Raw genomic sequence first — 21,823 nt, 5'->3', positions numbered from 1 at the left:
GTGGCAAGCGGCTGCCGGCGCCGAGGGCGCGGGGCGGGCGGCCCCGTCGGTTCTGTTCCGAACGGTGCCGCGCCCGACACCGCCGGCTCATGGCCAAGATCGGCCGGAACACCGACCGCCGCGAGGTGCGCCTCGAAGACGCCGACGAGCGGCGGCACGAGATGCGGTCGGCTGCGTACACGGTGGCGAGCGCGGCGCGGCGCGTGGCGGCCGAGCTGGACGCCGAGGCCGAGCGGCCCGACTACCGGCAGCCGGCCGGGTGGCACGGTTCGAGGCTGGCTGTGTCGGCTTCCTGGTATCTGGCCGGCCGGTACACCGCGGCGGCGCTGGACGTGCTGGACGAGGTGCACCGCCTGGTGGCGTCCGCTGTCGCTGCTGACCGCGCGGCCGGGGCCGACTGGGCAGCCATCGGCGACGCGTTGGGCGTGTCCGCCGACACCGCTTCCCGCCGTTACCGCGAACTCCCCACCGACGCGGGCCGGTAGGGAGTCGGGGCGGGCTCGGCCGCGGCTACCAGTCCAGGGACGGGCCGGCCAACCGGCCGTCGTACGAGGACGGTTCCTCGCCGTAGACGGGCCGGTCGTACGCGTCGTACCGGCCGCCGACGTCGCCGGCCGCGCACACGCACACCCCGCCCTCGAACAGCGCAGCATCGCATTCCTCGTCGTGGCCCACCGGCCACCGCTTGGTGCTCATCGCCCCGCCCTCGTCGTCCTCGTCGGTGTGGCCCGACTCTAGCGCGATCAAGAACGGCTGTACGGGCCTGTGAGTGCCGAACTCCCGTCCCGGCGGGGGTTTTACCGCGACAACGGGTGATCGGCGCTCACAGGCGCGCTCAGGGGGCGCACGAGGGGAGGGAAGATGATCAGGTGTGCGCCATGTCGACGAAACGCGAGTAGTGGAGTTGCGCGGCGGCGGTCACTCGGGCGGTCGGCCCGTACCGGTTTTTCTCGATCACGAGGTCGACCTCACCGGCCCGCGCCGATTCCTTGTCGTCCGCGTCCGGCCGCTCGATCTTGATCACAACGGTGGCGTCGTTCTTGATCGCCCGCGACTCGCGCATGAGTCCGTCGTCGTTGAGCTGGCTCAGGGCGATGACGTGGCAGCCGAGTTGGACGGACAGGTTCTTCAGGCCGCGGGACACGCCCGCCACGGCCTGTTCGCGGGTGATGTTGCGGGACTGCCCGGCTTCGACGAGCTGGAGGTAGTCGAGGACCAGGACGTCGAGGCCGCCGGCGCGGGCGCACGCCCGTGCTGCGGAGGCGATGTCGCCCAGTGACGCGCCGTCGGGCCGGTAGACCCGCAGCGGCAGTGTCTGGAACAGCTCCGGACCGAGGCGCCTGACGATCTCCCATCCCTCCGGGGTGAGGCCGCCCTGATGCGTCAGGTGGTGCAGGGCGATCTTCCCCTCGGCGGCGGCGATCTTCTGCATGAGTTCCATGCCGCTCATCTCCAGCGACGAGAACATGACCTTCGCACCGGTCTTGGCTGCGGCGACGGCGGCGTTGAGCGCGAACGTGGACTTGCCCACGCCGGACTGCGCCGCCACGACGGTCACGTTGCCCGGGTGCATCCCCGACGTGACCGTGTCGAGGTCGGTGAACCCGTACGTCAGGCCGGTCTTCTTGCCGGTCTGGATGTCCTCAAGGTCCGCGACGAAGTCGAGGTACAGGTCGCCGACCTCGGGCGGCGCTTCGTGCAGGCCCGGGGTGCCCGCGATGATCTCGGTGAGCTGCTGCTCGACCAGCTCACGGACTTCGTCCTCGTCGCCTTCCTCGCTGTAGGCGTACTGCAGGATGCGCTGCGCCGCCCCGATGACCGCGCGCCGGTACGCCTTGGCCCGGACGATCTCGGCGTACCTCGGGCCGTTGGCGGCGGTGGGTACGGCCTGTACGAGGGTGTGCAGGTACGAGGCGCCGCCAACCTTGTTGATCTCCCCGATGCGGGTGAGCTGGTCCGCAAGCGTGATCGCGTCGACCGGCTCGCCCGCCTCGTGCAGATCGCAGATGGCTTGGTGAATGGTCCCGTGGGCGGGCCGGTAGTACTCCTCCGGCACGAGGCCGGTGTCGAGGATCTCGCCGAAGTACCGGTACGACATGCTGTTCGGGGTGCCCGAGAGGATCAACGAGCCGAGGGCCACGCGCTCGGCGTCGAGGTCGTTCGGGGGGACGCGGGTGAACGCGGCGGACGGCGGTTCGGAGTCACTGCCGGGGGCTTCGTGGTGCTGGGCGGGGATCCGGGCGGGGAGGTTCGTGGACACTGGAAGAGATCTCCTGTTCGGTCAAGCGTTCAGAGGGATCCGCGGGCCGCTCCCATGCCGGGGAGCGGCCCGCATTGGTTCGTCAGCCAGGCACGGCCATCGCGCAGTCGATGCAGCCGACCCGGTAACGGCGCGGATGCTCCGGACACCGCTCACCATCACCAGCCGCCGGGCCGGCCTGCCCCGGGATCGGCACCCGCGTCTTCTCCGCGTGCTGCACCAGGTCCCGCCAGCCGTTCGCCGGCATCTCCGCCGCTCGCTCCGCCAGCCACCCCACGGGGTACCCGGCGGCCAGCAGCTGCTCAGCCTGCGCCCGCAGCCGCTCACGGGAACCGTTCAGCAGCGGACGTCCCAGCGCCTGGACGTACGCGTCGACGACCGCGTCAGCCCCCGTCGCCTCCGGCGCAGCCGCCTCTCTCTCTCCCCCGTCCGTCGCGGTCCCGGACGCGCCCTCAGCGTCGGCTGTGACCGGGGGGAGAGAAGAGGGAGAAGAAGAAGGAGGGAGAAGGGGGTCGGAATCCGCACCCCCTGTCCCGTCGGATTCCGACGGGGGGGGGGTCGGATTCCGACGGGGGGGGGTCGGATTCCGACGGGGGGTCGGGTCGGATTCCGACGGGGGGTCTGAGCTGGGCGTTTCCTGCGGGGCCGCGAACGTCAGCTCCTCTACGAGGGTCGGTCCGTAGTCGGTGCGCGCGCGCTTCATGCTCGCCAGCAGCTCCAGGTTCACCCGGTACAGGTCGGCGATTCGGGCGCGGTTCTTCGGGCTGTAGCGCTCCTTCGACGCCAGCAGCCCACGCTGGATCAGCCGCTGCTTGTTCGCCTTCGCGGCCGTCATCTTCATGTGCGCCTCGTCTGCCAGCTGCTGCATGGACGCGATCACGTACCCCTTGGCGTCGGTGTGGTTGCAGCACGCCAACAGGAACGCGCCCTCACCCACGCTCAGCCCCTCGGCCTGGAACACCAGGTTCATGTGCTGAATCACAGGGCCACCCCCGCACCGGCCGCGACCACACGCGCGTACGACTCGTACACGGGGGCGTGCGCCTGTCCGATCGGCGCCGTCTCGTCGATGCTGCTATGGGCAGCCGCTCCGCGCTGACCTGCGGTTGATGGGTGGTGCTTGCCGGGCATCCGGCCGATCCTTTCCGGCCCCCTGCGGCATCTGCCGCGTGGCGAGCGCACCCACGGGTACACTCACCGGAGACCTATGCGGTCGGCCCGCCGCCACTCCGGGATGCCAGTCCCAAGTGGAGCACGGTGGGCCATTAACTTTTGGTACAGGCGACACTACGCCCCGTTGGGGAGGGTGCCGGTCACCTGAGGGTGATCTCGGTCTGGTGCCGCCGACGGCGACCGGCGGCCTGCGGTCTACGTCTCTTCATCGGCGCCCACGGTGTACACGTCCTTGACCTTCACGTCCGCCACGCTGCGCCCCTCGGGGAACACCGCACGCCAGTCACCGATCACGTGCAGCTCGTCCGTGCCCATGGCGCGGACCACGGTCAGCCCCTCGTCGTACGCCCGGTACGCCTTCATCCAGAGGTTGGCGAACGCCTGGCTGCGGATGAGGTGCATCCAGTCGGTGCGGTAGATCTCGCGGTTGAAATTCGACTCCCCGAGCGTCGAGACGAACTTGCTGTACATCGCCTTCACGTACTCAAGGGTGACCTCGTCGCCGTCTGCGATCGCTTTGTCCCGGGCGTCCCTGAGCGTGATCCGGAACTTCTCCAGCAGGGTTTCCGTGGCGCCGGACGTCCATGACTCGTGGATCTCGGGCGGGTCGCACAGGTGGTACTTGTCCGCGAGGCGCAGCAGTTGGCGCAGGGTCGGTTCCCCGATCCAGACCGGGCCGGGTTCGTCGCGGGAGCCGAGCGGGTTGGGCAGCACCGCCCCGTGCTCCCACTCGGGCGGGGTGATCAGGTAGAAGCCGGAGCGGCGCCGGTCGTGGTGGCTGCCGGTGGCGTGCTCCAGCTTGCCGAGCGGCAGCCACGTCTTGAGGGCGCTGAGGTAGGCGCCGTTGATGTCCAGCGCGGTCACCTCGTGCGCGCCTGGCGGCAGTTCGGGGCGGGTCCACTTGGGGCGCGCTTCCCAGATCTCATCCGAGCCGCGCGCGGACTGCTTGTGCAGGATGTCCGGCAGCCACGGGTGCGCCACGACGTCGTAGCGCCCACCCTTGCGGGTGTGGTCCAACAGGGCCATGGCGTCCGGGATCGCCCGCTTCACCAGTGCCTTTGTGGCTGCTTCGATGTCGCCGGAGTGCTTGGCCAGGGCCTCGGTCACGGCGGTGGAGATCGGGTCGGGCGCGTCCGCGGGCTGCACCCGCCGTCCGACCGGCGCGACCCGTACACCGCCACCGGCGCCGCGCTGTGCGGGGCGCCGCCGGGGCGCCGGGGGTTCCTCGGCTGCCGGAGCCTCGGCCGTGGGTGTCGGGGCGGGCGCGGCCGGGGTGGTGGTGACGGCCGCGGTGCACTCGGCGGGGTCGAGGTGCTGCGGGTAGCCGGCCACCTCGAACCGTGCGGGCTGTCCGCACAGCACGCACGGCCGCGGTTCGGCGAGCTCGGCCTGGTCCTCGTCGCCGTCCGCTTCCGGCGCAGGTGAGGGGGCGGGTTCGGCCTCGGGCGCCGGGGCCTCGGCGACGGCCGTGCGGGCGCTGATCTTCTCCTGAGCCTGCCGCAGGAAGTAGGCGTACCGCTCGCGCGCCTCGCCGCTCGGGTCGCGGCTGGACTCCCACCCGCCGAGCGTCGACGGGCTCACCCCCAGGGCGCGGGCCACCTGTGCGCGCGACAGCCCGACGTCCTCCCGCAGGCTGCGCCGCTCTGCTGCGGGAGGCAGCGGGGCCGGATCGGGCGCGGACTCCAGCAGTGCGTCGATCGCCTTGAAGTCGCTCATGGTTCCTCCCCTCGTCTACTCGGTCGTGCTGCCCTTGGGGCGTTTGTCGCGCACAGGCAGCCCCTCGGCTTCCAGCCATCGGTACAGGACCTGGGGGCCGATGCGCGCCAGCTCGCGGATGCGGTTGCGGCCGGCGCCGAGGCGGGCGGCCTCGATGGCGCGCGGTTGGATCTCCTCGGTCAGGATCTCCTCGGCCTGTTCGAGGAGATCGGCGCGGCGCTTGCCGGCCTCGGCGACGGCGCGCAGGGCTGCGGCCTGTCGTTCTTCGGGGATCTCGGTCACGCGCAGAGCATAGCCGAAATTATCGGCAGTGGCATCATTGCATTGCTGGTTGTTTTCGTGGTGATCCGAACATCAGTGGTCCGGGGCGATGAGGGTCCGGAGATGGGCGAGGAAGTCGGACGCGTCAGGGCTCGTGGCGTAGTTGGTTTTGAGGACCTGGCCGAGGTCACTGGCGACCATGGTCAGGCTGGGCAGTGACTGGCGGTCGCCGCCGAGGGCGCGTTCCCCGTACGACAGCGCGGAGTCGAGGTCGCCGCTCCGCGCGGCCGCGACCGCGAGCGTGATACGGGCCTCGGCGATCCGCATGGGCGCGCGCTCGGTACCGTCCCAGCTGGTACTCGCGCGGATGACCTCGCCCGCGAGCTGCTCGGCGAGCTGGTCTTCACCGACCTTCCGGTAGCAGTCCATGCGGTAGAAGTCGAACTTCGCGGGGTCGACCACGAAATGATCCTCGATGTTGTCCGGGTAGGGCAGGGCTTCGAGGACCTGGCGGCCTTTGTCGAGCGCGATTTCCGTCTGCTGCCGGTCGCCCAACCGGGACCAGGCTTTGGCCTGTTGGGCGTAGAGCTGGGCTGCGACCGATTCGTTGGGGGCGAGTTCGATGCCGTCGTTGGCGGCCTGGATGACGCCGCGGTAGTTGCCGCGCGTCAGCGCGAACCAGCACCGCATCTCGTGGCCCCACCCGATCACTCCGAGGTGGCCGGCCTCGTCACCGAGAGAGAGCGCGGCGCGGCGGGTGGCCTCGGCCTGGCGGGGATCGCCGGAGTCGTACTCGACACAGCCGACCAGGAGCGCCAGCTTCCCGGCGAGCGCGTACAGGTCGCGCATCTGCGACAGGCTCACCCGCTGGTTCAGCATGGCGACGACCCGGCCCATCCACGCGCGGCCCTCGGACAGAAGCTGGGCCGCGGGCATGTAGGCGTACTCGGAGCACAGCCGGTCTACCGTGATCCGCAGCGCGTCGAGGGTGGCCTGGTCGACGTCCGAGGCACGCATCCGGGCCACGATCTCCACCGTGTCCATGCCGGTGGCGATCTGGAGCTGCGAGCGCGACTCACCACGGGCGTGTTCGGGGAAGAACGCTCCGGTCACGCTGCCGAAGGTGGCGGCGATGTGGCTCTTGTACTTGTCCGGGAACTTCTCTCCGGACTCCCAGCGCTTCCACTGCCTCAACACGCTCTGCTCGTCCGGTCCGTCAGGGTCGTACGGCAGCCGCGCCATCAGGGCGCGCACGGCCGTGATCTGGGACCACCCCCGAGCGGTCCGTTCCTCGCGCATCCGGCGCGCCCAAGCGGGACGGTCATCCATCGTGATCACCTCCGAAATCTGGCGCCGAGTGTGGCAGCGAGAGGGGCCAGACACAGGTGACAACCACTGGTGACCTTTGGATGTCCCTTCGGTAGGTCACTTTTAGGACCGTTGTTCGAGTCGTCAAGGTGGCCCCTCAACCAGCATGCGGAACGGGTGGTTCGAGTGGCTGTCGCGGCAGGTCGGAGTATGGGGGAGCGCGTTCGTCAGCGGCTCCTTCGGGTCGTGCGGACCTCCAGGCCGGCCTCTTCGAGCCAGCCGTACAAGGTCTTAGAACTGATCTTGGCGAGTTCCCGGATGCGGCTCCGCGGCGCGTCGACACGTGCCGCCTTGACGACCGCCGCACGCAGGGGGGCGTACAGCCGCTCGGCCTCGGCGAGTAGCTCCGCGCGGCGTGCGCCGATCTCGGCTACTTCCCTCAGCGCGGCGGCGCGCTCCTCTTCCGGTAGCTCAACCATAGGCCGACGGTACCAGGATCAGCCTCTTGGGTCAGCATGTTGTTTCCGGGAAAGAGTTATGTCATCCTGGAAACAGATCGAGGACCCAAGGGGCTGAAATCGAACCGGATGTCGGTTCTTCGGACCCGGCTCCTGACACCGCCCGGAGGAAAGCCCCGCAAGGGGTGAGTACGAAGGAAGCGGCCGTGATCTTGAGAACTCCATAGGGGACGTACCGCAGCCTGCACATGGGAAGAGCGGCCGTCAGAAGTACAGGCAACTGCGACAAGCCGCAGGCCCTGCCGCGCGACTAGCTACGCACCTTCTCCTGCCGCCCTTGCAGGGCGGACAAGTGATCCATACGCGCGGTGAGACAAGGGCAAAGATCGCGGGCCCCGTAGGCAGTTCGACCGGTTCGAGTCCGGTCCGGGGCACTTGCGGCACAGACCGTGCCGCTTCGGTGGCCGTGGCTTCTCTTCGGCCGGCCCCCGCGTAGCAGGCGGGGACCGGCCGGGGCCACGGCCCCAGATCGCATGGAGGTGCGACCCGTGAAGAACCGTATCGAAGGCCCCGTGACGTGCTGCGACTGGTGCGGGCACCGGGACAACGACCCGATCAAGCCCCAAGACGACGACTGACTACGGGCGTCCGTCGCCACCAGGCCCCGACGGCTGGTGACGGCGGACGCTCGGCAGTCGGCCGGGCCCGTGAGGGGAGATCGCAGATGACCACCGAGGCCGTGACCACACCGACCGATCTGATCACCATGGCCGGACCCGTGGCGTACGCGAAGGCCGTGCAGCACGCACAGACCGCCGCCCAGTCCGCCGAGCTCGGCGATCACGAGAGCGCCCGGACCAACGCCGCGGTGGCCCAGGCCTTCGCGGCGATCGCCGGCGCCGAGGCCAACGCCCGGTGCAGCGCGCTGGTGGGCCGCTACCCCGAGGGCGGTTGGAAGCAGCACACCCACCCCGAGGACAAGCCGTGGTGGGCCCGCTGATCCGCACGAACGACCACAGCCACCGCCGACCCGCGCATGACGGGTCGGCGGTGGCCGTGGCTGCTCGTACGACAGCCGACACGACGACAACCCCCGGCGATGTGAGACCCCCGGGGGCTGTCCACCAGGACTCGACTTGGAGGACCTGATGCAGGTCAGCATGACACGCCCGTCCCGCCGGCCGCTGGTCTCGGCAGACGACGACCCGCTGTTCTCGGCGGACGCCGCGACGCACCCGTCCGGGGTGGTCGCGCAGCGCCGGGCGGAGATCACTGTCGGAGAGGTCGAGGAGATCCACCGCCGGGCGGAGATGGCCCGGGGCCACTCCGACAGCCCGCCGTCCGTCATCCCGGACGTCATCCCGGACGTCCAGATCTTCGGCACGGTCTTCAAGATGAACGTGCAGACCGACTCCAAGGGCGCCGTTCTCGTCGCGTACAGCCGCGACGCCGAGACCGGTCGCATCGGTCGGTCCTTCATCCGCTTCGACCTGGCCGGAGTCAGCTACGTCCGGCGGCGCCTCGGCGCGCTGTGAAGTTCTACGACCCGGACGGGACCGAGTTCGGCATCCCGACCTACCCGAGGAAGCTCGCGCCGGACGGCCTGGCGACGCGTCGCCAGCTCCGGGCCCGTGGACTTCGGCCCAACGGCCAGGACGTCGCCGCCCAGATCCTCTGGTACGGCCGGCGCCCGCCCGGAGAGCGAGAGCGCCCGATCCGCGTCGCGTACCTCTACCGCATCGACCTGGCCGCGCCGGTACGGCCGATGACGCCGGGCCGGTTGCGCGCGGTCGCCGCGATGATGCGCGCCCGCCGCACCTGTCCGGACTGCCAGGTCACCTACGACTACGTGATCCCGACGTCCCTGGGCTGCTGCCCGGGGTGCGCCGGCTACCTGGTCGCCCTCGCGGCCTGAAGGAGCAAGCGTGTTCAACAAGAACAAGAACAAGAACAAGAACAAGGGGGACGAACCCCGGTCCTGGTCGCCGCGGGCCTTCGTGCTCAGCGCCCTTGGAGCCCTCACGCTGGGCGTGGCGGTGCTGTCGGTGGCCGTCAGCTACTCGATTCTCGTGCCGCACTTCGGGATGCTGGCCGCGCCGACCGTCGCCGCGCTGGACGTGCTGTGGGTCGTGTTGCAGGCGACCGAGATCCTGGCCGGCAACAACCGGGTGCGCGCTCGGCGGGTGCGCTGGGCGGGTCTGGCCCTGACCCTCGTGATCGCGGCCGTCCCCACGGCCGACCTGATCCTGACAGGATCCGGCGCAGGCTTCGACCTGGCCGTGGTCCTCACCCCCGTCGCGATCGTGTCGACCAAGGCCGTGTGGTGGCTCGTACTGCCCTCGCTCGGCCGCAAGGTCTCGCCCGCCACGCGGCAGGCGATCGACGCCCGCCGGCAGGAAGTCGCCGACCGCCTTGAGCAGATGGAGGCCAACGCCGCCGACCGGATCGAACTCCTGCGGGCGGCAGGGGACTTGCAGATGCAGGTGAGCGCGGCCGAGACGGACTACCGCCGAGCGACGCTGAAGGCACAGAAGCGCATGACCGACCGGCTGCACGGCCAGGCCGTGTCGACCGCCGACACGATCGCCAGCAAGCCGCTGCCGGAACTGGTCGCCGAGATCGCGCTGCCCGAGCTGGACGGGTGGGAGCCTGCCGCGCTTGCCCTGCCCGTCACATCCGTCACGCCCGCCGTCACGCAGGTCAGCGGGGCGATCGGAGACGGGGGCGAGGAGCCGTCACGCCGTGAACGGCTGCTCGTCACGGTCGCCGAGATCGCGGCCGTGACGGGCGTGCCCACCCCCGTGACGGGCACGCCGCTGACGAACGAACAGATCACCGTGGTCCTGCGCGCCCTGCGCTACAGCGAGGACCCGCCGATGTCGTACCGCCAGGCCGCCGCAGAGTTCCGCAGGGCCGGCTACCTCGGCGGTGAGGACCGAGTGCGCCCGCTGTGGCGGGAGCTGAAGAAGCAGGAGTCCGAGGAGTCCGAGGAGTCCGAGGAGGACGCCGAGGCCGACCGGACCCACTGAGACCAGCGGTGTCAGTGCTTCATGCCATCGTCGTACGACGATGCGGAACCTGAACATCCAACGTCACGTCCGGCACACACCGTTGAGAGCCAGCCCGAGGCACGTGGCTGGCTCTCTTCGCGACTGCCGGAAAGACAAGCAGTCGACCTCCAGGCTGACCCGGTGAGCCATTCGGTGAGCGAATTCGGAAACGAATCAGTCGCAGACCCGCAGGGCAGACCCGGCGAAGCCTGACAAAAAGCCAAGTGGCATACACAAGTGCCGAGTTATCATCGGCGATTCCTTGATCTCAAAATACAGGGGGGAGTATGGGAAAGAAGAGAAACCGGCACGACGACGACCGAGTCGAGGACATCTACGGCCAGAGCGCAGGCGCGATCGGCGGACTGGTCATCGTCCTGGGCATCTTGTACGCCATCAAGGACAAGACAGGGCTGCCATGGCCGGCCGCGGTGCTCCTCACCGCGGGCGTACTGGTCGCGCTCGGGTACGCGGCCTGGCGGGTCAAGACGGAAGTCGTCCGCAGATGGGCCAGAGGCCCCGCTGAGGCGCAGTCCAAGGCCCTGGCTCAGGAATCCCCGCCCGACGCGACGAACGGCGCCGAGACGGCCGCTCCGGTCCACCCGGAGCTGACCGCGGCCTTGGCCCGTACCGGGGCCATCGCCAAGGACGAAGTCATCCTGCTGTCTGACGTGCAGGTGGAGGACCTGCCGGGCATCGGCACCCGGTACACGTTCCTGGTGCCCGTGGGCCGCACCCACGAGGACGTCGCCAGCAGGCTCGGGCCGATCGCGTCGATGTTCAACGTGACCCGGCTGCACCTCAAGCTGGAGACGTCCCGGGAGACAGAGCGCCAGGTCAAGCTCCTGGTCCTCAAAGAGCCGCCGTTCAGCCGCCTTTTCGATCCGCCGACCCGTGAGCAGATCCGTGCATTCGACGGAATCCCCGTCGGGCACGAGGTCACGGGCGAATTTGGCGGAGTGCCGACGTTCAACGGGGCCTCGATGCTGGTCGCAGGAATGACACAGACCGGCAAGACGACTCTGGTCAACGGTCTCATCACCTGCCTGCTCATCGCCTATGGCGACGAATTCGACACGGTCTTGCTCGACGGAAAGTTCGTCGGGCTCGCCGACTTCAAGAAGATCGCCCTTCGCTATGAGTCGTCCAGCGATCCGGCCGTACTGGAATCCATTCTCGACTACCTCATCTCCGTCGTGGACAAGCGGTATGCCGAGATGGAACAGGCCAAGACGGACCGGAAGCCTGCCCCGGTGTTCCGGTGGCTCACCTTCATCATCGATGAGGCGGCCGACTTCTATGCGCACAACGGATCGAAGGAATCGAAAGAACTCTGCGCGACGGTTGAGGAAAAGTCGCGTTACGTGGTCGCGAAGGGTCTGGAATGCGGCGTCTCCGTCATCATGATGACGCAGCGCCCGGACAAGGACGCGATTCCCGTCAACGTAAGGGCCCAGTTCCAATACAGGATCTGCCTGTACGTGGACTCGGAAGGCGCGGCAAAGGTCGCCCTCGGCGATTCGTACTTCACGACGATGGCACCGATCAAGCCGCAGCTCCTCAACCCGAAAATCAAGGGACAGGCCGTGCTGTACGCACACGGAACGTCCACCCTCATCCGAGGTTTCAACTTCCCGGAAAAATTCATCTGGGACGTGATCGACGAAACCATTGAGCGGCGTAAAGAGCGGCTCAACGCAAGTCCGGACACGCCGCTGAAGCAGGCCATCGAGCTGATGCAGAGCAAGGAGCTGGATTTCATCGCCACTGTCGACCTGGCTCCGTTCCTCGGAGTCACGGGAAGCGATTCGACGGACCTCGGAAAGAAGATGAAGGCGCTTCTCGGCGTTTCGCCGGGCCGGAGGAAGGACGTGCGGGGCTACAAGCTGACCGACCTCCTGGCCGCCGCTATGTCCGATTCGTGACCGTCACCCGGCACCGCCAAGGCACTGCCAAGGCACCGTCACCCCACCGTCATCCGGAGCCCCGGGTGACGGTGGGGTGACGGTCCTCTGACGGTGCCGGGTGACGGTTCTGACCAGGGAAAACACCGAAAACAGCAGGAAGGGGGAAACCTTGCGATCTGGCACCGCAGCGGTAGCGATCGGCGCGGGGGCGACCGTGCTCGTCATCGGGGCCGCGCTCCTCCAGGCCGCCGGCGACAACCCGGCCCTGAACGCTGCGCTCAGCCTCAGCGTTCCGGCCGAGTACAAAGAAGCGATCGAAGACGCAGGAAACACCTGTCCGGAAGTCACACCGAATCTGCTGGCCGCACTCCTCACTCAGGAATCCGGATTCGATCCCACAGCGAGATCACCGGTCGGTGCGCAGGGGATAGCCCAGTTCATGCCGTCCACGTGGGAGAAGTACGGGATCGACGGCAACGGGGACGGCAAGCGCGATGTAAAGGATCCTGAGGACGCCATCCCGTCATCAGCGAAATACCTGTGCACCCTGGCCAAGGACGTGAAGAACGTACCCGGCGACAAACAAGCAAACATGCTCGCCGCCTACAACGCCGGACCCCAAGCGGTCATCGACGCCGGGGGCGTCCCGAACTTCTCGGAGACGCAGAACTACGTCCGTTCCATCAGCGCCCTGGCTAATCAGGGCAGTAAGGGCGGAAAGCCCGGAACAACCGTCACGGCCCAACAGGCTGCCACGGCCGTAAACGCGGCTCAGGCAATGCTGGGCAAGCCGTACTCGTGGGGCGGCGGTAACGCCTCCGGGCCGAGCACAGGAATATGCTGCTCGCCCAGAGGGTTTTCCGGGGCCGACATTGCAGGATTCGACTGCTCCGGCCTGACGCTCTACGCGTACGCGAAAGTCGGCATCATCCTGCCCCGTACGGCGGCAGCGCAGTACGCGGCATCCAAGCCGATCGATCCGGACGACATGCAGATCGGTGATCTGGTGTTCTACGGAAAGAGCGCATCGGGCATTCACCACGTTGGTATATACGTCGGTGGTGGCTACATGCTCGATGCGCCCAAGCCCGGATCCAAAGTGGGATTCCACCCAATCGATTCCATGAGCGACCTGTTCGGCGCCGCCCGACCCATTCACACCAGCACAAAGGAGATCTGACCCATGCTCAAGTCCGTCATCCTCGCCAAGCCGACCGACTTTTCTACCGGATTCGTGGACTTCTTCGACTCCATCGGACTGACCGGCTCCGGCCTGGTCACCAAGGCCGTTGCGGCCGTGATCGCCGTGATCGCCGTCCGCATGCTCATGCAGACCCCCAACGACCCCAAGCGCGCGCTGCGGAATGGGTCCATGGCCATCGGCACCCTGTTCGTCGCCGTGATCCTGGCGATGTACGGCAGCGACCTGTTCTCCACCGTCACCGACGCCAAGGGCTGATCCGGCATGGCAGACAAAGACTATTGCTCCTTGATCAAAGGCCCGGCCAAGGAGATCTGCCAACGGGATAACGGCGGGGGAGGGGGCGCCCACAACGCTCCCGGCGTTCCGGACGGCACAGGCGGGAGCGGGCTCACCGACGGAGCCTCGGACCACGTCAAAGATCTCGCCAACTGGCTGATCGACAAGATCGAGGGGCTCCTTGCGCCTAACAAGGCTTGGGCGCCGGAGAAGGCCACGGACGCGGTGTTCGCTCCGTTTCTGTGGCTCGGCCAGCACCTGGCCGTCGCGATCTTCGTCTGTGTGATTGTCGTGTGCGCCCTGTACGCGTGGCAGGGCGCACCGCGCCTCAAGCAGATGGGGCACTCGACCGGATGGACGCTGGTGGCCGTGGCCGGCATGGCGTCCGTGCCCGGCGCCGTGATGATGCTCAACAAGGCCGTGAGCGCGGGCTTCACAGCGATGTTCAGCTCGAACGAGGCAACGCTGTTCGGCGCGATCGCGAAGGACCTCAAGGATGGCGCGGACTCGGGAAACCCTCTTGCCATTCTGATCATCATCGCGGCTCTCTGCGTGGCCCTCGGCTTCGCTGCGCTGGTGTTCGTGACGCGCCAGCTCGGGATCCTGGCGTTCGTCTGCATGGCGCCGCTGGTGTTCGCCTCCCTGGCACGTGGGGGCGACACCAGCGCCGTTCAGGCCTGGGTTCAGCGCCTGCTGGGCCTGATGCTCGCCCCGTTCGCGCTGCTCCTGGTCTCGCCGTTCGTGGCCTTCGCCGAGGGCTCGCTGGTGGTGGACGCGGTACTCCTGATCGCCGCTGATGTCCTGATGCTGCGGATGATCTTCCACGGAGTGCCGTACTTCGGGCCGCGGATGGCCCGGGCCGCACGGTCGATGGTGGAGAGCCGCACCTCCAACCCGTTGGTCCGCAGGGCCGTTCGGGCGGGCGTGCCGGACTTCCACGAGCAGGAGAACAGCCCGCGCGGTCCCCGCCTGGTGACCACTCCGGGCCGTGGGATGGGCAAGGACGCCGACGTTCTGTTCGCCGCGTACGGGGCCAGGCCGCGACCGCGGCCGGGACGGCTGACAACCAACTCGGTCATTGACCAGATCCACACCGACTCCGCGCGCACCCAACAGCTCACGGAAGCGCGCCGTCAGGCCCGCGCCTCCAACCAGCCCGCAGGTTCGCGCAGGACACCCGCCACCCCCAACCCCAGCCCCTCGCCCAGCTCGCCGCCGCCTCGGTCGGGCGGATCGAGTGGCGGGCCGTCTACCTCATAAGGAGGGTTCGAGATGTACTCCCTGACCCCCGGCTACCGCGTCCCTGCCATTCAGCGCGGGCTCAGCCCCGCAGAGGTTGTGATCAGCAAGACGAACGCCGGGGCAGGGGCCGCGATCCTGGCATCGGCGATGCTCCAGACCCCGCCCATCTGGGCGTTCGGCGCCGTCGCCGGGATCGCCGGACTGATCAACGTCGCGCCCGGACGCCGCTCGATCGCCCGATGGGCGGCGGTCGGCGTCCGGCACTGGCGCGAGCGCCGCACCACCCCCGGCCTGGCCACCAGCGAGGGCACGACCAGGACGTGGACGCTGTACCCGCACCACGGCACCATGCAGGACCCCTACCTGCGCGCCTCGTTCCATGAGGCGTTCGCCCGCGCGCTGACGTTCGCGGCCGGCCAGGCCCGGACCGCGGGAATTCAGGTGCACGTCGCCCACCACGCCACGGTGGGCGACTACACCGACCACGAGCAGACGATTTCCGTGCACATCCCCAAGGGGTTGATCGGCCAGCCGGAGCGCGTTCTCGGCACGATCGAGGGCGAGTTCGCCGCGCTCGGCGTCCTGGCCGTCGCCACTCCTCAGCCGGTACCCGCCGTGACCGACCGCTCCTCCACGTGGGTCGAACTGGAGGATGGCCGGTACGCGGCAACCGCGCGGATCACCGGCTGGCCCGCCGAGACCGATGGCGACCTGATGCCCAGGCTCTTGCTCGGCCAGGACGCCGACCGCGCCGGAGAACGCGGCGCGGACCGTTCCTTGGCGGTGCTCTACCGGCCGTTGCCCGCCGCGCAGTCCCGCCGCTCCGCGAAATGGAGCGACGCCGCGGGCGCGGCCTTCACTACCGACAAGATCAAGCAGGACACGAACGAAGCGGCCAGCGACACGACCCGTGACGCGCTCGTACAGGGCGCGTCGCTGGTCGACATCGACGCCTACCTGACCGTGTGGGGCGACAGCCCCGAAGAGGTCACGGAAGCGCGCTGGGACGCCTCGCTGACCGCCGACCGGCATCGCATCTCTCTGGACTGGCTCATCGGCCAGCAACAGCGCGCCCACGTCATGACGACCCCGCACGGGGCACCCACCAGGAAAGGGGCCATCCTGTGATCCGCCTGCCCGCGACGCATGCCGCCATCACGGCGCCCCTGGTCGCCTCCAACGCCCGGTTTCCCGGTATCCCGATCGGCCGCTCCGAGACCGACGGCCGGCCCTTCCACCTGACCCCGGTTCTGGTCGATGCCGCCATCCTGCCCGCCACCAACAGCCTCGCGCTGGGTGGGTTGGGCTCCGGCAAGTCCACCACGGCAAAGGTGCGGAGCCGCCGCGAGATCCTGCACCACAATCACCAGTACGTCGTCATCGACTCCTTCGGAGAGGAGACGGCCGCCGGCGAGTGGGGGAAGCTCACGGAGTCCCTCGGCGGCCAGATCATCGAGGCCGGCGCCTTCACCCTGAACCCGTGCTCGCCCGAGTTCGAGCCTGATGTACGCGAGCAGTTGATCCGTTCGCTGATCGCCGCGGTCGAACCCGCCGCGCTCACCCCCCAGTCCACCCACGCTCTCCAGCACGGCCTCAACAGCCCCAAGGCCGGAACGCTCGTCGGCCTGGTCGATGCGCTGGTGAGCCCGGAGGACGGCCGTTGGCCGGCCGACAAGCTTGCCGTGTGGGGTGAGGGCGTGGCGATTGCTCTGTCCCGCTACACCGAAGGATCGTTGTGCGGCCTCTTCGACGGCCCGGACGCGAGCCTGCCCCCGACCGACCTGCCCATCATCTCCTTCGACTTCAGCAAGCTCGACCGCAACAGCCCCGCCATCCCCGCACTCATGGCCGCGATCGCCTGCTGGGTCGAGCACGTGTGGCTGCGGCAGTCGACGGCCGTGCACCGGCACCTGGTCCTGGAGGAGGCCTGGCAGATCCTCCTGTCCCCCGCCACAAGCGAGCTGATCCAACGACTGCTGAAGAACAGTCGCAAGGCATCCCTGTCCCTGGACGTGGTCATGCACACGCTGTCCGACCTTGGCGAGGGCCGCGCCCAGGACCTGGCCCGGCTCTGCGAGATCGCCCACGTCGGACGCCTCGGCCCCGAAGAGGCCGCCATCGTCGGCGCCCTGCTCGGCCTGCCCGCCTGGGCCATCAAGAAGATCCCGACCCTGGCACCCGGACAGGCAGTGTGGAAGGTCGGTCCGGACTTCGTCGACGTCATCCAGACCACCATCGACGAGGAAGAGGCCCGCCTCACCGACACCTCGACCCGCCGCCGCAAGGCTCAAGAGGCCATGGCAGCCGAGGCCCTGGCAACCGACGAAGAACCCGCCGTGACCCTGGACAAGGAGGCGGTGTTCGAAGACGCCGTCTACGAGTACGAGGAACCCGCCACCGATGACGGGACCGATGACGGGCTGGACTTCGACCTGCCGCCCAACGTCATCGACACCCTCTACACCGCACCGCAGCTCGACTACCGGCATCACGCCGTTCTGCAGGCCGCGGGCCAGGGACGGTTCAACGAAGCATCCGAACTCGCCGCGCTCGGCGAGCGAGAGGACATCACCACCCACGGCATCAACTCCCCCCAGGCCACAGCCTGGCTCCTCACCCGCGCCGAGATGGCCGAACTGTTCGGCAACAGTGCCCAAGCCGCCCAACTGCGCGCTACCGTCGCCCGCATGGGGAACGACAATGGTGGCGCCTGGTTCGAGCAACCCGCCGAATCGACTGCCCAATGGCATCAAGCCCCTGACCCTCCCGAGCCTGCACCCACGGCCAGGGACGACCAGCCCCGGACCGGCGCCCGCCGCCGTACCTGGCCCTACGTCGCCGCCATCGCCGCCCTGGCCCTCACCGCAACCGGCGTATGGCAGAAAGCAGAAAACGACACCAAGCGCGATGAACGTCAGCAGAAGGTCGCCGCCTACAAAGGAAGGTCCGGCGCCAACCTGATCGTTGACTCAGTCGACGCCGACGTAGTCGCTCACTGGACCCGAGACGGAGACGCCGTCATCGTGGAATTGAGGTCGTCCTTCGACCCCGATGCCAAGTACCTGCGCCTTGACGCAGATGGAAAGAGCGCCCATAGCGTCAAAAAGGACTGGTACCCCGAAAGCCCAGAAATTGAGCTACCGGTCAAAGACCGCTACGCCGATGTGACCGTTCGTGTGGCGATAGGCGGAAAGAGCTATAAGGAAGGAAGCCGCGCCGCTTCCCGAACCATCAGGCTGTCACCGACCGGCGTCGCGTACGACGGTAAGACGGGGGAGAAACTTCCCTCTGATCTCTGACGCGCGCACTGGGCCCGGATCGGCTCCCGCGGAGCCGATCCGGGCCTTTTGCTATATGCCTTCAACTGCCCTCGTGGAACTCAGAAAAGATATGGGATCCTTGGGAGTTGGCAACAGGCACCCGAGAAATTCGATAGAATCAGTCCCGGAACCTCGACGGGCGGGACCCCAAGACTAGGGAATCGGAATGCCGGGAAAAAACATTCAGTTCGGGCTGTACGGCGCCCGTGGCATCAAAGGAAGTCACGCCGTCGCCCAGAAACTTGACCAACTCGCCGGGGGAATCGTCACCCCGGTAACCGAGAAGCGTGGATTCCTGGCGCGCGTCCGCTACCTCACCCGCTCCGGCCGACAGAAGGAAGCCGCCCGCCGCGCCGGACTCGACGTCAAACCGCGCACCATCAAGGCGTGGCTTGCTGGGAAAAGCAAGCCCAGTAGGAAGAACGTTGAAGCCATCGACCGCGCATATCGGGAAGTGCGGCGCGCTAATGTGGCACGGCACCTGAAAGAACGGCTCAACCGCGAGGGGCGGGGAACGCGCGTCGAAATCCATCCGCTTGACCAGTCCGGAGTGCCCGAGCCGCGTAAGCGGGACATCCCGACCGTCGAATACCGGCACCTGAACGTACGGCGCTGGGACAGCATCGTCGACGCGTGGGAGGCCGGAGACGAAGGGGCGTTGGACGACGCATGGATCGACGTGATCGAGGATCTCGGCTCCCAGTGGGGCCAGTACGAGTACGTGACCAACGTCGGATTCAGCGCGTAGGGCGGCAACACCAAAGGGGCCGGACACTCACCCGAGTGTCCGGCCCCTTTGGTCGTTTCGGGCCAGGTCGTGAGCCCGCTCGGGCTACCAGCGCATGCCGAGCTGGTCGAGGTCGGCGCGCCGCTCGGGGGTGAGCCTGTCGGCCCTGCGGCGGGCGTTGTCCAGGAAGCTGCCGAGCTTGACCTCAACCTCGGCGCCGTCGTCGTCCAGGCGCTCGATGTGCTTGCGGGGCGGGGTCAGGTGTCCCTCGCGGGCGTGGAACTGCCGGGCAGCCGCGATGTTCTGCGCCCACTTGTCGGCCTGGGTGCGCCGTACGGGCCGTTCCTCGGCGCCCGCAGCTTCCAGTCCGAGGGCGCTACCCACAAGCCACCGCTGCGCCGGCGACAGCTTCTCCCACCCCAGGCGCTGCGCGGCTGCCCACGCCCCGAGATCTTCGCCCTGCACGATGAGTTCACCGGCCGCCGTGGGCAGGGTGCCGCCGGCCTCGGTGTGGGCACGGGCGAGACGAAACGCGCGCTGCCATGCGACGTCCCACCCCAGCGGGCACCATCCCGGATCGATCGCTTCCAGAGCCGCCAGACGGCTCTCAGACAGCTCCCCACCACCCGGGGGGACCGGTCCGCCCGCCGCCCGCAGTTCGGCGTTCTCCAGCGCCTTGCGGCCCGCAGCGCGCTGGTTCTTGGCCCACACCCCGATGGGGAACCCGCCCTCCCCGACGGCGGTCGCCGGCGGGAGGAAGTGCCCGTGCACCTCGGCCCACGCGCGGGCCACAGACAGCCCTTCCTCCCACGCCACGTCATGGTGCGACCACACCATGCCCAGCGCCTCCAACTGCGCCACCCGCGAGGCTTCCAGCGTCCCGGCGTTGTAGTAGCGCCGCTGGTCAGCCAGCCACACCCCCAGCGGGAAGCCGGCCCCCGCCCCCTCGTCCGACGCCTCGCGCTGCGTCACGTAGTCGTACGGCACCCGCAACTGCGTGCCGCCGCTCTCGCTCAACCAGCGAGTCGCGGCCTCGATCCCGCGCCGCCAGTAGGTGTTCTCCGGGTCGATCACCCGCAGGCTCACGAACTGCGCCAACAGGGCCGGGTCGCGCGGTTCGCTGAAGCGCAGCAGACCGGCCGCCGCCTCGCTCACCCACTCCTCACCCTCGTCCTCGTGCTCGTCGTCCTGGTCCTCATCCTCGTCGCCGGCCTCCCCCAGCTCCGCCCCGTCCTCGTCGCCCTCGTCCTCGTCGCCCTCGTCCTCGTCGCCCTCCCGGCGACCGCTGCGCCGCCGAGGGTCGGCCAGAGCCTCGATCGTGTCCGTGTCATGCGCCCGCAGCGCCCCGAGCACCTTCGCGAGGGTCCCGTACGCATCCGAGGTCAGAATTTCGTCCGCGTCCTCATCCGGACCGAGGAATACCGGCACCACAAGAGAAGCGATCTTCCCCTCACCCGGATTCATCCGCAGCGCACGGCCCACCATCTGCACAATGTCGACCATGGAGCCGCGCGCATCGCAGAAAGCGACAGCATCGCAGTGCGCGGTATCCACACCTTCCCCGAGCACCTTTACCGAGCTGAGGACCCGTACCGCCGCCGGAATATCCGACCGGTCACCACCGATGAAATCCGACGCGAATTCATCCAGCACCTGACGCCGATATCCCGGCGTGTGCTCCCCATACAGCCAGTCCGCCCACACCCGATCCGCCGGCGGGTGCAACTCGGCGTCGTCCTCGGCCAGCCGCGCCGCCACCACGCCCACGCCCTGCGCCATCGCCTCGGCCTCGGCCACCCGGCTGTGGAAGGTCAAGATCCTGCGCAGCCGCTCCTCAGCCGCAGCCGTCAGCAGCCCCGTCTGAAGCGCGGCCAGCCGCGCCCCGCGCACCGTGTCCGAGCCGGCCGACTCCACCGCGAGCGCCGCGTACAGCTCCGGATCCCGGATGTCCAGGCACACCACCTGATACGGCGCTACCAAACCCCGCCGGATCGCCTCGGACAGCTTCAGCTTGTAGGCCACCGGCCCGAACACGGGGCTGTCCTCGTCCATGCTCGCCACCAACCGCGGCGTATCGCCCTCGGCCTCCCACACACGCGGCGTCGCCGTCATGTACAGCCGCCGCACCGCCGGCACCCGCGCCTGATCGTGCACCGCCGCCCACGGCTTGCCCGCATCCCCACTGGTTCGGTGCGCCTCGTCGATCACCATCAGGTCCCACACCGGCAGACCCGCCTCATGCGCCCGCTGGAGAATGCCCAGACCCACGGCCGCGTAGGTGGCGATCACCGTGACCGGCTGAAGGTCCCGCGTCCACTCGACCAGCTCGTCCGGGTCGGTCGTGCACGGGATCCCGTCGCTGTCCTCGGCGCGCAGCGAGCACACACCGACCATCGCGCCCCGCCGGCCCCCTCGGCGCCAAGAGGCCGCCATCTGGGTCAGCAGATCCAGCGTCGGGACCAGGACCAGCACACGCCCCGCAGAAAGCCGCCGGGCGGATTCCACCCCGATCAGCGTCTTACCCGAACCGGTCGCGGCGATTACCTGCGTACGCAGTCCTTCCGGAGGAATGCGACCCTCGGGCGGATTCTGAAGATGGCGCATAACGCCGTCGACGGCTTCCGCCTGATGGGGACGCAAATCCATCTGTGACATTCAAAGCCCGCTTTCCGCCTCGGTTTGCCGGAGGCTTTTCGAAGGTGCTTTCTGATTCCGGTGATTGACTGACGCTCAACGCTTGAGACGTTCGGCGCGTTGGGTCGGAGTGTGGAGGGGTGATGTGCTCTGGTCCCATAGTCTATCCGGGCATGCAGGATGACGCACGCGCTTGTCAGTGATCCGGTGAGATTGGCTGGAACGCTTCCGTGTCCGGGGTTCGGGGTGCTAGTCTTCCCTTATGCCACTCGCCCCCAGGAACCTTG

Annotated in this window: 21 protein-coding genes; 12 read left to right on the top strand and 9 right to left on the bottom strand. The window is 68.4% G+C overall.

Annotation, left to right across the window (positions count from 1 at the left end; translation table 11 throughout):
* The first annotated feature begins 89 nt into the window (after nucleotides 1-89).
* A complete protein-coding gene (locus H8R17_RS37570; protein ID WP_187827696.1) occupies nucleotides 90-485 on the top strand; it encodes a hypothetical protein in 396 nt (131 codons plus the stop codon).
* Nucleotides 486-510: 25 nt separating this feature from the next.
* On the opposite strand, the gene H8R17_RS37565 is transcribed toward H8R17_RS37570, so the two are convergent.
* The 8 genes from H8R17_RS37565 to H8R17_RS37530 form a co-directional block, all read right to left on the bottom strand.
* Complete coding sequence (locus tag H8R17_RS37565; protein WP_187827695.1) at nucleotides 511-747, bottom strand: hypothetical protein; 237 nt, start codon at nucleotides 745-747, stop codon at nucleotides 511-513.
* A gap of 118 nt (nucleotides 748-865) precedes the next feature.
* Nucleotides 866-2,260, bottom strand: coding sequence for a DnaB-like helicase C-terminal domain-containing protein (locus H8R17_RS48960; protein WP_187827694.1), 1,395 nt, complete (start codon nucleotides 2,258-2,260; stop codon nucleotides 866-868).
* Nucleotides 2,261-2,342: 82 nt separating this feature from the next.
* Nucleotides 2,343-3,230: a hypothetical protein gene (locus H8R17_RS37555; protein WP_187827693.1), complete on the bottom strand. Its 888-nt coding sequence runs from the start codon at nucleotides 3,228-3,230 to the stop codon at nucleotides 2,343-2,345.
* A gap of 8 nt (nucleotides 3,231-3,238) precedes the next feature.
* Nucleotides 3,239-3,391, bottom strand: coding sequence for a hypothetical protein (locus tag H8R17_RS37550; RefSeq protein ID WP_187827692.1), 153 nt, complete (start codon nucleotides 3,389-3,391; stop codon nucleotides 3,239-3,241).
* A gap of 237 nt (nucleotides 3,392-3,628) precedes the next feature.
* Nucleotides 3,629-5,149, bottom strand: a complete 1,521-nt coding sequence (locus H8R17_RS37545) for a helix-turn-helix transcriptional regulator (RefSeq protein ID WP_187827691.1) — start codon at nucleotides 5,147-5,149, stop codon at nucleotides 3,629-3,631.
* 15 nt (nucleotides 5,150-5,164) lie between these two features.
* Entirely contained in the window at nucleotides 5,165-5,431 is a 267-nt protein-coding gene (locus tag H8R17_RS37540) for a hypothetical protein (protein ID WP_187827690.1), read from the bottom strand.
* 72 nt (nucleotides 5,432-5,503) lie between these two features.
* Complete coding sequence (locus H8R17_RS37535) at nucleotides 5,504-6,739, bottom strand: tetratricopeptide repeat protein (RefSeq protein WP_187827689.1); 1,236 nt, start codon at nucleotides 6,737-6,739, stop codon at nucleotides 5,504-5,506.
* Between the two features lie 206 nt (nucleotides 6,740-6,945).
* Nucleotides 6,946-7,197, bottom strand: a complete 252-nt coding sequence (locus H8R17_RS37530; RefSeq protein ID WP_187827688.1) for a hypothetical protein — start codon at nucleotides 7,195-7,197, stop codon at nucleotides 6,946-6,948.
* Between the two features lie 703 nt (nucleotides 7,198-7,900).
* On the opposite strand from H8R17_RS37530, the gene H8R17_RS37525 reads away from it, so the two are divergent.
* The 11 genes from H8R17_RS37525 to H8R17_RS37475 all read left to right on the top strand — a co-directional run bounded on the left by H8R17_RS37525 (nucleotide 7,901) and on the right by H8R17_RS37475 (nucleotide 18,923).
* Nucleotides 7,901-8,176: a hypothetical protein gene (locus H8R17_RS37525; RefSeq protein WP_187827687.1), complete on the top strand. Its 276-nt coding sequence runs from the start codon at nucleotides 7,901-7,903 to the stop codon at nucleotides 8,174-8,176.
* Nucleotides 8,177-8,336: 160 nt separating this feature from the next.
* Nucleotides 8,337-8,711: a hypothetical protein gene (locus tag H8R17_RS37520; RefSeq protein ID WP_187827686.1), complete on the top strand. Its 375-nt coding sequence runs from the start codon at nucleotides 8,337-8,339 to the stop codon at nucleotides 8,709-8,711.
* Nucleotides 8,708-9,091 carry an RRQRL motif-containing zinc-binding protein gene (locus H8R17_RS37515; protein ID WP_187827685.1) on the top strand — a complete coding sequence of 128 codons (384 nt, stop codon included), beginning with the start codon at nucleotides 8,708-8,710 and terminating at the stop codon, nucleotides 9,089-9,091. Before H8R17_RS37520 ends, H8R17_RS37515 begins: the two co-directional genes overlap by 4 nt.
* A gap of 10 nt (nucleotides 9,092-9,101) precedes the next feature.
* A complete protein-coding gene (locus H8R17_RS37510) occupies nucleotides 9,102-10,205 on the top strand; it encodes a hypothetical protein (RefSeq protein WP_187827684.1) in 1,104 nt (367 codons plus the stop codon).
* 308 nt (nucleotides 10,206-10,513) lie between these two features.
* Nucleotides 10,514-12,151: an FtsK/SpoIIIE domain-containing protein gene (locus tag H8R17_RS37505; RefSeq protein ID WP_187827683.1), complete on the top strand. Its 1,638-nt coding sequence runs from the start codon at nucleotides 10,514-10,516 to the stop codon at nucleotides 12,149-12,151.
* Nucleotides 12,152-12,251: 100 nt separating this feature from the next.
* The gene (locus tag H8R17_RS37500; RefSeq protein ID WP_316959647.1) at nucleotides 12,252-13,313 is read left to right on the top strand and encodes a bifunctional lytic transglycosylase/C40 family peptidase; all 1,062 of its coding nucleotides are present in this window, start codon (nucleotides 12,252-12,254) and stop codon (nucleotides 13,311-13,313) included.
* A 3-nt stretch (nucleotides 13,314-13,316) separates the two neighbouring features.
* Nucleotides 13,317-13,592, top strand: a complete 276-nt coding sequence (locus H8R17_RS37495) for a hypothetical protein (RefSeq protein WP_187827682.1) — start codon at nucleotides 13,317-13,319, stop codon at nucleotides 13,590-13,592.
* A gap of 30 nt (nucleotides 13,593-13,622) precedes the next feature.
* A complete protein-coding gene (locus tag H8R17_RS37490; RefSeq protein ID WP_187827681.1) occupies nucleotides 13,623-14,873 on the top strand; it encodes a hypothetical protein in 1,251 nt (416 codons plus the stop codon).
* A 12-nt stretch (nucleotides 14,874-14,885) separates the two neighbouring features.
* Nucleotides 14,886-15,983, top strand: a complete 1,098-nt coding sequence (locus H8R17_RS37485) for a hypothetical protein (protein ID WP_187827680.1) — start codon at nucleotides 14,886-14,888, stop codon at nucleotides 15,981-15,983.
* Nucleotides 15,980-18,154, top strand: a complete 2,175-nt coding sequence (locus H8R17_RS37480; RefSeq protein WP_187827679.1) for a hypothetical protein — start codon at nucleotides 15,980-15,982, stop codon at nucleotides 18,152-18,154. The genes H8R17_RS37485 and H8R17_RS37480 overlap by 4 nt, the downstream gene beginning before the upstream one ends.
* 187 nt (nucleotides 18,155-18,341) lie before the next feature.
* Nucleotides 18,342-18,923 (top strand): helix-turn-helix transcriptional regulator, encoded by a 582-nt coding sequence (locus tag H8R17_RS37475; protein ID WP_187827678.1) that lies wholly within the window; start codon nucleotides 18,342-18,344, stop codon nucleotides 18,921-18,923.
* Between the two features lie 84 nt (nucleotides 18,924-19,007).
* On the opposite strand, the gene H8R17_RS37470 is transcribed toward H8R17_RS37475, so the two are convergent.
* On the bottom strand, nucleotides 19,008-21,548 hold the full coding sequence (locus H8R17_RS37470) for a Helicase associated domain protein (protein ID WP_399477808.1): 2,541 nt from the start codon (nucleotides 21,546-21,548) through the stop codon (nucleotides 19,008-19,010).
* Nucleotides 21,549-21,823: the final 275 nt, after the last annotated feature.

The organism is Streptomyces sp. TRM68367, assembly GCF_014495685.1.
Classification (GTDB): domain Bacteria; phylum Actinomycetota; class Actinomycetes; order Streptomycetales; family Streptomycetaceae; genus Streptomyces.
Note: the sequence above shows the minus strand (reverse complement) of the source record. Positions and strands in the feature narration are given on the sequence as shown.